Annotated in this window: 13 protein-coding genes; 9 read left to right on the plus strand and 4 right to left on the minus strand. The window is 71.8% G+C overall.

The features are described from left to right. Window positions 1–2: 2 nt before the first annotated feature. Window positions 3–1,256: a prephenate dehydrogenase gene (locus ACXJJV_RS05275; protein ID WP_456467226.1), complete on the plus strand. Its 1,254-nt coding sequence runs from the start codon at window positions 3–5 to the stop codon at window positions 1,254–1,256. Here the strand turns inward: ACXJJV_RS05275 and ACXJJV_RS05280 are convergent. After that, on the minus strand, window positions 1,247–3,214 hold the full coding sequence (locus ACXJJV_RS05280; RefSeq protein WP_456467134.1) for a Coenzyme F420 hydrogenase/dehydrogenase, beta subunit C-terminal domain: 1,968 nt from the start codon (window positions 3,212–3,214) through the stop codon (window positions 1,247–1,249). The genes ACXJJV_RS05275 and ACXJJV_RS05280 overlap by 10 nt on opposite strands. A gap of 105 nt (window positions 3,215–3,319) precedes the next feature. On the opposite strand from ACXJJV_RS05280, the gene ACXJJV_RS05285 reads away from it, so the two are divergent. The 4 genes from ACXJJV_RS05285 to ACXJJV_RS05300 are packed head-to-tail and all read left to right on the plus strand — an operon-like array spanning window position 3,320 to window position 5,545. Continuing rightward, the gene (locus tag ACXJJV_RS05285; protein WP_456467135.1) at window positions 3,320–3,700 is read left to right on the plus strand and encodes a helix-turn-helix domain-containing protein; all 381 of its coding nucleotides are present in this window, start codon (window positions 3,320–3,322) and stop codon (window positions 3,698–3,700) included. Next, complete coding sequence (locus ACXJJV_RS05290) at window positions 3,700–4,317, plus strand: ferredoxin-like domain-containing protein (RefSeq protein ID WP_456467136.1); 618 nt, start codon at window positions 3,700–3,702, stop codon at window positions 4,315–4,317. Before ACXJJV_RS05285 ends, ACXJJV_RS05290 begins: the two co-directional genes overlap by 1 nt. Then, window positions 4,314–4,850, plus strand: coding sequence for a tRNA (cytidine(56)-2'-O)-methyltransferase (locus tag ACXJJV_RS05295; RefSeq protein ID WP_456467137.1), 537 nt, complete (start codon window positions 4,314–4,316; stop codon window positions 4,848–4,850). Before ACXJJV_RS05290 ends, ACXJJV_RS05295 begins: the two co-directional genes overlap by 4 nt. Continuing rightward, window positions 4,847–5,545 carry a metallophosphoesterase family protein gene (locus tag ACXJJV_RS05300; RefSeq protein ID WP_456467138.1) on the plus strand — a complete coding sequence of 233 codons (699 nt, stop codon included), beginning with the start codon at window positions 4,847–4,849 and terminating at the stop codon, window positions 5,543–5,545. Before ACXJJV_RS05295 ends, ACXJJV_RS05300 begins: the two co-directional genes overlap by 4 nt. On the opposite strand, the gene ACXJJV_RS05305 is transcribed toward ACXJJV_RS05300, so the two are convergent. Both ACXJJV_RS05305 and ACXJJV_RS05310 read right to left on the minus strand, forming a co-directional pair. Then, window positions 5,542–6,333 (minus strand): hypothetical protein, encoded by a 792-nt coding sequence (locus ACXJJV_RS05305; RefSeq protein ID WP_456467139.1) that lies wholly within the window; start codon window positions 6,331–6,333, stop codon window positions 5,542–5,544. The genes ACXJJV_RS05300 and ACXJJV_RS05305 overlap by 4 nt on opposite strands. Before the next feature lie 228 nt (window positions 6,334–6,561). Continuing rightward, the gene (locus tag ACXJJV_RS05310) at window positions 6,562–7,605 is read right to left on the minus strand and encodes a hypothetical protein (RefSeq protein WP_456467140.1); all 1,044 of its coding nucleotides are present in this window, start codon (window positions 7,603–7,605) and stop codon (window positions 6,562–6,564) included. Window positions 7,606–7,619: 14 nt separating this feature from the next. On the opposite strand from ACXJJV_RS05310, the gene ACXJJV_RS05315 reads away from it, so the two are divergent. Beyond that, on the plus strand, window positions 7,620–8,417 hold the full coding sequence (locus ACXJJV_RS05315; protein ID WP_456467141.1) for an SAM hydrolase/SAM-dependent halogenase family protein: 798 nt from the start codon (window positions 7,620–7,622) through the stop codon (window positions 8,415–8,417). On the opposite strand, the gene ACXJJV_RS05320 is transcribed toward ACXJJV_RS05315, so the two are convergent. Next, window positions 8,403–9,890 (minus strand): NAD(P)H-hydrate dehydratase, encoded by a 1,488-nt coding sequence (locus tag ACXJJV_RS05320; protein WP_456467227.1) that lies wholly within the window; start codon window positions 9,888–9,890, stop codon window positions 8,403–8,405. The genes ACXJJV_RS05315 and ACXJJV_RS05320 overlap by 15 nt on opposite strands. A 183-nt stretch (window positions 9,891–10,073) precedes the next feature. Here ACXJJV_RS05320 and ACXJJV_RS05325 point away from each other — a divergent pair, with 183 nt between their 5' ends. From ACXJJV_RS05325 to ACXJJV_RS05335, 3 genes are read left to right on the plus strand one after another with little or no spacing between them, the layout of a single operon-like run. Continuing rightward, window positions 10,074–10,853: an ATP-binding cassette domain-containing protein gene (locus ACXJJV_RS05325; RefSeq protein ID WP_456467142.1), complete on the plus strand. Its 780-nt coding sequence runs from the start codon at window positions 10,074–10,076 to the stop codon at window positions 10,851–10,853. Continuing rightward, on the plus strand, window positions 10,850–11,560 hold the full coding sequence (locus ACXJJV_RS05330) for a GTP-binding protein (protein WP_456467143.1): 711 nt from the start codon (window positions 10,850–10,852) through the stop codon (window positions 11,558–11,560). The genes ACXJJV_RS05325 and ACXJJV_RS05330 overlap by 4 nt, the downstream gene beginning before the upstream one ends. 3 nt (window positions 11,561–11,563) lie before the next feature. Beyond that, a complete protein-coding gene (locus tag ACXJJV_RS05335; protein WP_456467144.1) occupies window positions 11,564–12,241 on the plus strand; it encodes a (Fe-S)-binding protein in 678 nt (225 codons plus the stop codon). Window positions 12,242–12,303: the final 62 nt, after the last annotated feature.

Here is a 12,303-nt window from a genome sequence, read left to right on the forward strand (position 1 = left end):
GGGTGGCCATCCTCGGCGGCACGGGCGCCATGGGACGCTTCCTGGCCCGCGAACTCGCCCGGGACGGGCACGAGATCGTCATCACCGGCTCCTCCCCGGACCGAGCCCGACGGGCCGCCCGCGAGCTGGGCGTGGAGGCCGCGCCCGACAACGTGACCGCGGTTCGCGACGCGGACGTCGTGATCGTCTCCGTTCCCATCTCCGTGACGGAGCGCGTCATCGAGGAGGTCGGGCCCCACGTCCCCGAGGGCGCCCTGCTCACCGACGTGACCTCCGTCAAGGTCCGGCCCGTGCGCGCCATGCTGGAGCACGCCCGCGAGGGGACGCACGTCCTGGGCACCCACCCCCTCTTCGGACCGACCGTCCCGAGCCTACGCGGCCAGACGGTCATCCTCACCCCCACCGAGCGCAGCGGCCCCTGGACGCGCCGCGTGCGCCGCTACCTCGAGCGCAAGGGGGCCAACGTGGTCGTCTGCACCCCGGAGGAGCACGACCGGGCGATGGCCCTCGTTCAGTGCCTCACACACTTCGTCCTCCTGGGCGCCGGCCTCGCCATCGGCGACCTACTCCCCGAGCTGGAGCTGGACCCCGACGAGCTCGCCAGCCCCGTGTACCGCCTGTTCATCGACGTCATCGGTCGCGTGATGGGCCAGGACCCGCGACTGTACGCGGAGATCCAATCGTTCAATCCGTACGCCGAGTGGGCCCGCGAGCGGGTCCTCCACGCCCTCCACCGGATCCACGAACTCGCCGACGACCACGCCCGACTGACCGACCTCCTGCGCCGGGGACAGCGAGCCCTCGCCCGACACCAGGACCTCGAGGGCTGCCAGCTGAGAACCGACAAGCTGCTCTCCTACCTGGTGGACGAGCTCGAGACCGCCGAACGGTGCGGAGAGGCCCTCGTGATCGACATCCGCTCCCGACGGGCCCGGGAAGGGCGCGTCCGGGTCACCCGCACCACGGTGCGCGTGGACGGCGAGGAGGTACCCCGGGACCGGGTGAAGGTCCTCCCGAACCGGCCCAAGCTCCTGGCCCGCTTCGAGGGGAACGAGCTGGAGCTCCGGGTCAAGACCGACCTGAACCCGGAGGAGGTGGCGAGGGTGGTCGAAGCCCTGGGTCGAAACCTCCGCGTCGTGAGCGCGGACGCCGGGGACGGCGGGACCCGGCTCCGGCTGGAGGGGGACGAGAGCGAGGCGGGCCGCCTCCTCAAGAAGCTGAGGAAGCTGGGCGTTCGCGCCGAGCTCTACCGCTGACCCTTAACCCCCTCGATGACCTCCAGGAACGGCCCCACCCCGCACCTTCGGATCGTGTCCGCCAGCCGCTCCTTCTGCGGCTCCTCCGCGAGCTCCCGGTACCGGCGCACGATCTCCCTCGCCACCCGCGGCACGTCCTCCGGGTCCAGAAACGCCTCCACGCGAACGCCCTCCACCGGCTCCCGGCCGCCCTTCCCTCCCAGCCACACGATCACGCCCTCCTCCTCGGCGTACCGGGCCTCCTCCGGGCACGCGTCAATGCACTTACCGCAGTACACGCACCGCTTGTAGTCCGTCTCCGAGCACCCCACCTCGCTGCCGTCCACCGTCACGATCCGGATCGCGTCCACCTTGCACACGTCCGCGCACTGCCCGCAGCCCGTGCACTTCTCCGGGTCCACCCCCGGCCTCGCCGCGCCCGCGAAGCCCAGGTCGTTGTGCTGCGGCCGCACGCAACCGTTGGTGCAGCCCGAGAGCGCGATCTTGAACTTGTACGGGGTCGGCTCCTCCGCCAGCTCCTCCTCCAGCCTCCTCGCCAGCTCCTCCGTGTTCAGCCGCCCCGACGCGCAGTTCCCCTCGCCCGGACAGGCCAGGATCGTGCGCACCAACGGGCCCTCGGAACCCGTAGAGAGCCCCGCCTCCCGGAGCCGATCCACCACCCGCGGCACCTCCACCGCCGGAACGCCGTGGATCTCCAGCTGCTGCCGATCCGTGAACTTCACCCGGTACCCCTCCTCGATCAGCCCGGCGATGGTCCGGAACACCCCGGCGTCGTCCACCCAGCCGCCCGGACCCACCTTCACCCGCAGCGCGAACGTACCGTCCGCCCGGGCCACGATCCCACCGTAATCACCGACCCAGAAGGCCGGGACCTCCTTACCCTCCTTCAGCCTCCTCCGAACCTCCCGCAACGCCCGATCCCGCTTCCACCGCGCCAGCCGGCGCACCTCGCCCTCCTCCACGGACCCCCGAAGCCGCAGGTACCCGGACTCCACAGCCCCCTCCACCAGCTCCTCGCCCCTCTCACTCCGAATCAACAGCGTCGTGACCCCGTCCGGCGTGCCGACGGAACCCGCCGACACGTCCGCCAGCCGCGCCGCGAAGTCGTGACACACCCGGCACCCGTCCGGCACGGCATCCCGGAGCTCCTTCACGTCGAACCGTCGCTCCCCGTCGGGCAGCCTGACGACCAGCTCGCCCGCCTCCACGTCGAACCGCTCCACCTCCCCGATGTCGACGTCCCGCTCCCGCAGGAACGAGCGCAGCCCCTCGTACTCGAAGTTCTCCGTGCAGAACAGGCCGATCACGGCCACGATCTCCGGCAGCGCGTCCGCCGGCGACCCCTCCACGTCCCGCAGCGCCCGGGCCCCTTTGCTCACGACCTCGAAGTGGCGCAGCTTGGCCAGCCCGTTCACCTGGCACGGCAGCCCGACGGCCAGCACCCGCTCCAGACCCCGCTCGGCCGCCTCCGCCAGCGCCTCCACCAGGCTAACCCGGGAGAACTTGGAGCCGGCGAGCTCGCGGACGCGCCCCGGTTCCTCCACGATCGTCACCGAGGGCTTCCACGCCGAGCCCGCCGTGACCCCCACCACGGCGTCGACCACGCCCTCCTCCAGCGCGTACCGGGCCAGCGCCACCACGGCTCCACCGTCCTGACCCAGCCCGCGCAGCTCCTCGTCGGCCGCCACCGCGCCCACGGCCCGCCGGTACCCGCCCAGCAGCGGCTCGTACCTGGAGCCCGCCGTGCGCAGGCCCAGATGGTAGGCCCCGGTACTCGTCCGGGGGCAGACGACGCGACAGTTGCCCTCACCCCTCCGGGCGCACTCCTCCCGGAGCTCGGGCCCGTCCTCCGTCATCTCGATCTTGCCCTGCGGGCACACGGCGGCGCACGTGCCGCACTGCGCGCAGGCGCCCGGCTCCACGACCTCCTCCCGGAGCCTCCACTCGTACTCGGACAAGCCGGACCACCCGTGAGCGATCGTGGTCTCGTGTGTCGATTACCCGCACACCTCTGGGGAAACACCCAATATAACGTCCTTGCGGATTCGGGCCGGGGGTTGGGGTTGCTGGACACCCCCTTCGTCACCATCCGCCGGTTCAACGTGACCGTGCGGGACGTGCTGAAGTGCGTCTTCGGCCTCCGAGACGCGGAGGTGGACGTCTACTTCCGACTGCTGGAGCGCGGCGAGGCCACCGTGTACGACCTGGCCGAGGACTTGGGCCGGGACCGAACCACGGTGCAGAAGGCGCTCAAGAGCCTCGTACACGCGGGCCTGGTGAACCGGAGGAAGGAGACCCGGCCCCGGGGAGGGTACGTCTACGTGTACGAGCCCCTGCCGGCCGAGGAGACGAAGAAGGTAATCCTCAGGGCGTTGGACGAATGGTACGAGGCGGTGAAGGCTGCCCTGGAGGAGCTGGATGCCGGGAGCATCGGAAGGGAGTGATGCGCGCGCCGGACGGCACCTACGTCGTCCGGCTCCTGCTACCACCGGGCTTCGTCCCGGCCGAGGCGCTCCGGGCCGTGGCTGACCTGGCGGAGCGGTACGGGAGCGGGCGCGTACACCTGACCGTGCGCCAGACGATCGAGATCCACGGGGTCCGGCCGGAGCGGCTGCGGGATCTGCTGCGGGAGCTGCGGGAACGCGGCCTGGAGCCGGGCTCCACCGGGCCCCGGGTGCGCCAGATCACCTGCTGCCCGGGCGCCGACGCGTGCCCCAACGCGCTCGATCGGACGGTCCCCCTGGCGCGCCGCCTGCACGAGGAGTTCGCGGACGTGTGGGTGCCCGCCAAGGTCAAGATCGCGGTCGCCGGGTGCCCACGGGGCTGCACACGACCCGAGGACAACGACGTGGGCGTGCTCGGACTGGGGAACGACCGCTGGCGGGTGCTGGTGGGCGGGGTGGCGCTCGGGGACCGCTCGGGCGAGGAGGAGGTCGTGGAGACGATCGAGAGGGTGTTGCTCTGGTACGCCCGGACCGCTCCCATGGACGAGCGGCTCAAGGACCTCGCCGCCCGGGAGGCCGAGCGCCTGCAGGAGGAGCTCGGGGTCGACGACGGGTGAGGCTGCGGCCGCGCACGGTCGTGCTCCGGTTGGGGCACCGCAGGGGCCGGGACCTGCGGATCACCACCCACGTGTGCCTGACCGCGCGCGCCTTCGGGGCCGAGGGGGTGCTCCTTCACGGGGAGCGGGAGGAGTCGATCCTGGAGTCCGTGGAGGACGTGGTGGACCGGTGGGGCGGACCCTTCTGGGCGCGGTGGGTGGACAGCTGGCGGAAGGTGGTGCGGGAGTGGAAGGAGGGCGGGGGCAAGGTCGTGCACCTGACCATGTACGGGCTGCACGTGGACGACGTGATCGACGAGCTCCGGGGGGAGCGGGAGCTCCTCGTCGTGGTGGGGGCGGGTAAGGTGCCGGCCGACGCGTTCGAGCTCGCGGACTACAACGTGGCGATCGGCCACCAGCCGCACTCCGAGGTCGCGGCCCTGGCCGTGTTCCTGGATCGTCTGTACGAGGGCCGGGAGCTGCACCGCGAGTTTAAGAACGCGAGGCTCCGGGTGATCCCGCGGGAAAAGGGGAAGAAGGTGGAGCGCCTATGACGGTGGAGATCGCGGTGATCTCCGACGTGCACTCGAACCTGGAGGCGCTGGAGCGCGTCCTCCGGGAGATCAAGTCCGCGGACCTGATCCTGTGCTGCGGGGACGTCGTGGGGTACGGGCCCCGGCCCCGGGAGTGCCTCGAGCGGGTCCGCGAGCGGTGCGACCGGTGCGTGATGGGGAACCACGACTACGGGGTGGTGACGGGCGACGTCGACCGCTTCAACATCGCCGCCCGGATCGCGGTGGAGTGGACGCGCCGCCGGCTGAGCGATGAGGACAAGGAGTACCTCCGCGGCCTGCCCAAGATCGACCGGTTTGAGGTGGAGGACGTGCGCATCTGCCTCGTGCACGGGAGCCCCCGGGACCCCATCTGGGAGTACGTGTTCCCCGACGCCCCGCGGGAGGTCCTGCGGGAGCTGGTCCGGCTCGCGGACGCGGACGTGCTCCTGATGGGACACACCCACGTGCCCATGCACGAGGAGGTGGACGGCGTCCACGTGGCCAACCCGGGCAGCGTGGGCCAGCCCCGCGACGGCGACCCCCGAGCGGCCTACGGCGTCCTGGAGGTCTCCGACGGGCGCGTGGTGTCCTGGGAGGTGAACCGGGTCGCCTACAACGTCGACAGGACCGCGAAGGAGATCGTCGACAAGGGGCTGCCCGAGGAGCTGGGAGCGCGACTCTACCGCGGGATCTAAACGTCCTCCAGCAGCCTCAGCCCGTACTCGATGGACCTCAGGTTCTCCTCCGCCACGGACCGCCGCGGCCAGCTCTCCGGCCGCTCGCACCACGAGCGCTGCGTCCTGTACACCCACTCCACGGCGTCCGGGGACGCCAACCCCCGCCGGCACAGCGTGTACACGACCTCCACGGCCGACTCCGTGAACACGACCCCGTACCCGCGCGACGTGAGCTCCACCAGCACGCGCTCCACCCGCTCCGGCGGGACCTCCAGGTACGGACGGCACGTCTTCTCCCCATCGTTCAGGTACTCCGGCTCCCGCCCGATCAGCTCCCCCACGATGTGCGAGCCCAGGCCCCGGGTGACCAGGGTGGGCACCTCGCCCCTACCCAGCCCCATCACCGGACCGAAGAACCGGACGCTCAACCACTCCGACCCGAGCAACCGGTGCAGCTCCGGGTGCACCTTCCGGTACACCACGTCGTCCACGGCCGGCTTGTCCACCCGGATCCCGTACAGGTCCTCCAGCGGCCTCAGGTTCGCGTCCGCCAGCACGTCGCACCCGGCCCGCTCGTACCGCACGGCCAGCGCCGCCTCGATCACGTCCACGCTCTCGTCCCGAAACGCGACCAGCTCCACGATCGACCCGTCCTCACACCGGGCGGCGAAGGCCGTCACGACCGGGTACCGCAGGTACGGGCCGACGGAGTCCACCACCACCCGCTCACCCGGCTCCGACACCCGCACCCCGTGGGCCCCGCCCTCACGCAGCGCGCGCCTCAGCGCCTCGTGCGGACCACTCAAGGCCGAAACCCCGGTCGGACCGTGGCCCTCTCCTCACCGGGCTCGGTGCCGTGGTAGCTCGTCATCCCGGCACGGTTTCCGAGAAATAAAGGAGCCGGGTGTGCCCGGCCCGTCGGACGGCCGCACATCCACGGCGAAACCGCCGGTTCACGACCGCCGGGCGACCCTGTGCCGGGCCGCAGCGCACCCGCCCTCATCGCACTCAGGCGGGCCCACCGCGAGCCCGCATCACAGCCCCACCAGCCCCAGTAATAGGGATAACGGGAGCCCGCCCACCGCCAAAAACGCCGCCGCCATCACCGGACCCAGCTCCCTCCCCAGGAAACTCCCGAGGGACGGGTAGACCGGGTCCGCGTCCTCGACCGCCTCCATCGCGAGCTCCAGCCCCAAAAGCCCCCGCCACGGCTGCGGCACGAACGGCAGCACGGCCAACCACAGCGCCGCCGCGGCCGGCCCCAACGCCTCCCTCAACCCGGGCGGCCCCACCACGGACAGGTTCAACCCCACCCCCACCCCGGGGAACGCGTAGGGACCCCGCAACCGCACCTCCAACCCGAGCGCCCCGGCGAGCGCCAGCTTCGAGACGTCCAACAGCAGCCGGACCGGCGCGAGCGCCAGCGTGTCCACCACCACCTCGCTCAACAGCTCCCCGGACCCCGGATCCTCCACCGCCGTGACCGACGCCGCCAGCAGCGCCAGCCCCACCTCCAACAGGTACCGATCCACCGGGTACCGACCGTTCACCACCGCGGAGAGCGCGTACCACCCGTCCAGCAGGCTCCCCGCCACCTCCTCCGGCAGCAGGTTCGCCAGGTTCAACAGGGCCGCACCGAAGGCCGCGTGCGGGTCCAGCGGGGCCAACGCGGCGGCCGCCAGCGTCCCCACCACCGGACCCGCCAGCGCCTCGTCCGCGTCCCGGTACCCTACCTCCGAGGCCACCCTCCACGGGTCCAGCGCGTACCTCCAGCCATCTTCCACCATCCACTCCCGCAGCACCTCCTCCGGCGTCCCCGCCGGATACGGGCCCACCGTCACGAACGAGTCCGGGGGCTCGTACCGGATCTCGATCCACCGACCGTCCCCCGTCTCCATCATCAGCCTGGGCGGCAGACCCGGCTGAACCCACCAGGCGCGCACGCCGCCATGGTACCCGGCGGTCACCAGCGCGTGACCCAACTCGTGCGCCATCGTGGAGGCCGCATCCACCAACAACCCGGCGCCCGGATCCCCGACCGCCAGCGCGGCCAACACGACCGCCCCGACCGCGCTCACGGGGGGTCACCCCCGTGCGGATCATCACCCTGACGACCGACTTCGGCTGGTCCTCACCCTACCCGGCGCAGATGAAGGCGGTGATCCTGCGACTCGCCCCGCCGGGGATCGAGGTCGTCGACGTCACCCACGGCGTCCCACCACAGGACGTGACCTCGGGCTCCTACGTGATGGCCGTCGCCTGCCCCTGGTTCCCCAAAGGGACCGTGCACGTCGGGGTGGTGGACCCGGGCGTGGGAACCGAGCGAAGGGCCCTCCTGCTCGAGACCGCCCGCGGGGACGTGCTCATCGGCCCCGACAACGGACTGCTCCTACCACTGGCCGAGGAGCTGGGCGGGATCGAGCGGGCCTACCGGATCCGGGAGGACGAGGTGAGCGACTGGGAGGTGTCCGCCACCTTCCACGGGCGCGACGTGTTCGCGCCCGCGGCCGTCCGCGCGGCCGTAGGCGAGGACCCGGAGGAGTTCTGCGACCCCCTGAGCCCCGGGGAGCTGGAGGGTCCCCCCATCCCGGAGCCCGAGGTGCGGGAGGACGCGATCAGGGCGCACGTCTGGTACGTGGACGACTTCGGGAACGTGATCACGAACCTGGAGTGGGAGCGCGCGGACCCGCCCGAGGAGCTCCTCGTCCGGACCGAGACCGGGGAGCACCGGGCCCGACGCGTCAAGACCTACGGGGAGGCCGAGCCCGGCGACCTCGTCGTGCTGAGATCCTCCTCCGGTCACCTGGAGCTCGCGGTGGTCGAGGGAAGCGCGGCCAAGAGGCTCGACCTAAACCCCGGCGACCCCGTCGAGCTGCTACCCACGGAGTAGGGATACCCCCTCCGGCTCCACCGACCACGGGTCCCGGAACACCTCGGGCACCCGATCCGCCACGTCCGTCGCCGTTAACCCCTGGGCCCGCTCCCCCTCCGCCAACTGCCCGGCCGCGCCGACCACGAAGGCCCCGACGCAGGCCGCCTCGAACGCGTCCTCGCACACCGCGGCCAGCGCCCCGATCACGCCCGCCAGCACGTCCCCCGTGCCTCCCACCGTCATCCCCGGCGCCCCCGTCACGTTGATCCTCACCTCCCCCTCCGGCGACCCGATCACGTCCACGGCCCCCTTCAGCAGCACCGTGCACCCCCACTCCTCCGCCACCCGACCGACGACGTCCTCCCGCTCCTCGACCCCCTCGCCCGGATCCTCTCCGAACACCCGGCGGAACTCCCCCGCGTGCGGCGTCAGCACGAACCGCTCGTCAACGACCTCCCCATCCACACCGCGCAGACCGTCCGCGTCGACCACGATCGTCCCATCCACCTCCTCGGACAGCCGCTCCAGCAGCCCCCTCGCGTCCGCCTCCGGGCCCAAGCCCGGGCCCACCACCACCGCGTCGACGTCCCCCAACGGCGCCCCCTCCAAGTCCTCCGGACCCGGCACGCGACCGGCGTCCAGGTAGATGAGGTTGGGATCGTCCCGGGGCACCCCGCCCGACGTGAGGAGGAAAACCAGATCGGCCCCGGCCCTCAACGCCCCCCGGGCCGCCAGCCTCGGCGCCCCCACGTACCGATCCGATCCCGCGACGATCAGGATCCTACCGTGCCTACCCTTGTGCGCCCAAGGATCCCGCTCCCGAACGCCGGAGACGATCAGGTCCCCGGGCCCGCAGATCCGCTCCGCCAGCCCCGGGATCCCGGCGCTCACCCGACGGAGGAACGCGTCCCGAGCCTCCTTGACCCCGCGCTTGTGCCGATGGATCGACACGATCACGTCGGCCTCCACCGCCACGTCCGGGACCTTGCCCGTGTCCGGGTCCATCCCGGTGGGCACGTCCACCGCGACGACGCGACTCCCCGCCCGGGAGGCCTCGTTGATCCGCAGGACCGCCGTCCTCACGGGCTCCCGAAGCCGACCCCGGATCCCGAACCCCAGGATCGCGTCCACGATCACCTCCCGCTCGAAATCCACCCCCTCCAGCTCCCCTGAGTCCCGCACCTCCCTCACCGCGAGCCCGGCCGACTCCAGCCGCTCCAGGTTCCGCCGCGCCGCCGGGTTCCGGATCGCCTCCCGGCGGCCCACCAGCAGGACGTCCACCTCAACGCCCTCCGCGTCCAGGTGCCGCGCGGCCACGAACCCGTCGCCGCCGTTCCCACCCGTGCCGCAGACCACGAGGGCCTCGTCCGGCGAGTACTCCTCGAGGATAACCCGGGCCACGCCCGCGCCGGCGTTCTCCATCATGTACTCCTCCTCGAAGCCCAGCCAGCGCGAGTTCAGCTCGATCCTCCGCATCTCCCGCGACGTCACCCAGCCCAACGGGATCCCCGCGGCCGGTGGGGCTCGAACGCCCGATAAGCCTTCCCGCGCCGCCCGGGTGTGATCCGGTGTGAACCATCCGGGCGGGCGTGCGCGGCCGTGCCGGCGCTCGTGTCAACTTTCGGGAAACGCTTGTTAGGGGGCCGGGGCGCGCCCCTCCCGGGGTCGACCCGAGTGCGGGTGAGGGAGCTGACGGTCCTGGGCGGCACGGACAAGGACGGGCGGCCCGAGCCCGTGAGGCGGCTGACGCTGCGTCCGGGGGACGTTGTCGCCATCGTCGGGCCGACGGGCTCGGGCAAGTCGGCCCTGCTCCGGGACGTGGAGCTCCTGGCCCAGGGCGACACGGTCACGGGGCGCCGGGTGCTGATCAACGGCGAGCGTCCCCCGGAGTCCCTCCGGTTCGACCCGGAGCGCCGACTGGTAGCCCACGTGACGCAGACGATGGGCTTCCTGGCGGACTGCTCGGTCCGCGAGTTCGTCGAGCTGCACGCGGAGAGCCGGGGCGCGGACGTGGATCCGGAGGAGGTGATCGAGCTGGCCAACCGGTTCACGGGCGAGCCCATCCACCCGGACATGCACATGACGGAGCTGAGCGGCGGCCAGTCCCGCTCCCTGATGATCGCCGACGTGCTCCTGATCAGCGACTCGCCGGTGGTGCTGATCGACGAGATCGAGAACGCCGGGATCAGGAAGCGGGAGGCGCTGGAGGAGCTGACTCGGCACGACCGCATCGTGCTCCTGGTCACGCACGACCCGGCCGTGGCGCTCCGCTCGCGCCTCCGAGTCGTCATGAGGAACGGCGCCATGACGGAGCTGGTGGAGACGTCGGAGCGGGAGCGCGAGGTGGCGGACGTGCTGGACCTCGTGGACGAGTGGTGGCTAGAGCTGCGGGACCGGGTCCGCCGCGGCGAGCGGCTGGACGACGTGAAACCGCCCTCGGGGGTTCGAGCATGAAGCTCGTGATCGTGTCCGGCACGCCGGGCGCCGGCAAGACCGCGGTCATCCTGCACGCGCTGAGGTACCTGGAGGGGGAGCACCGGCCGGCGGTCGTCAAGGTGGACTGCCTGGACACGGACGACCACCGCGTGTATCGGGAGCGGCTCGGCATACCGGCGATCCGGGCGCTGGCCCGGGACATGTGCCCCGACCACTTCGCGGCCTACAACCTCGAGCACATGCTGCGGTGGGCGGAGGACGAGGGGGCGGACCTGCTCCTCGTGGAGACGGCCGGCCTGTGCCTGCGGTGCGCCCCGTACGTGGACGCGTGCCTGGGCGTCTGCGTGGCGGACGTGACGCTGGGCCCCAACTCGCCCGCGAAGGTGGGACCGTTCCTCCAGACCGCGGACGTCGTGTGCGTGAACAAGGGCGACCTCGTCTCACAGGCTGAGCGGGAGGTGTTCATGCGCCGGGTGGCCGAGGTCAACCCGGACGCGCGCGTGATCGAGACGAACGGGCTCACCGGCGCGGGCTGCGAGCTGCTGGCCCGGCTCATCCAGGAGGAGGCTCCCGAGGTCCCGGACGACCTCAACGAGGTCCGGCTGCGCGAGAAGGCCCCGCTCGCCGTCTGCACCCTGTGCGCGGGCGAGACGCGCGTGGCGGCCGAGCGACACCGGGGCGTCCTCCGGCGAATCGACGGGTTCACGGAGTACCGGGGCGAGTGACCGTTGACCGCGGTGAAGCGCATCGCCGACCTTCTACCCGGCTTCCACTGTGGCGCCTGCGGGTACGACCGCTGCGACGACTTCGCCCGCGCACTGGTCCGCGGCGAGGCTGACGTCAACGACTGCCCTTACCTACGGACCGAGCGGTTCGCGGGACAGCGTCGCCGGATCCTGGAGCTGCTCGGTGAGCTCAAGGAAGAGGAGGAAAAGGAGGGTATTCGAGGCGTCATCGACGGCTACGAGGCCGACCTGATCCTGGGCCCACTTCCCGATGAGCCGGCCTGTCGGGAGACCCTCCACCCGTTCGACCCGAACGCGGACGTGAGGAAGGGCGAGGTGATCCGCTACCGGCCCTGGGGGTGCCCGATCACCCACTTCGCCCGGGTGCTGCGCGCGGAGAAGGGGCTCGTCACGGTGCACGTGGTGGGGCCCCGGCACCGGCTCGGTGAGGAGGACTTCGAGTTCCGGGACGTCGGACTGTGCCTGGTGGTCGGGTTCGAGGGCGTGGTCAAGGAGGGTCGGGTGCCGGACGTTGGGGAAACCGTCCGCTTCCTCCCAGAGCACTGCATGATGCAGAAGGTGCACTCCGGTGTGGTGGTGGAGGCGGTCGGCGACCGGGTCGTCATCGAGTGCATCGACCTGAAGGTGTGGACCCCGCCCGAACGCCCGCAACCGAGTTGAGCCCGGGCCGACCGGAACCCCGGGGTGATGGGGAGCGAGGAACCCTGCCGAGCCGCCGGCGG

The sequence above is a fragment of the Methanopyrus sp. genome (assembly GCF_053997775.1).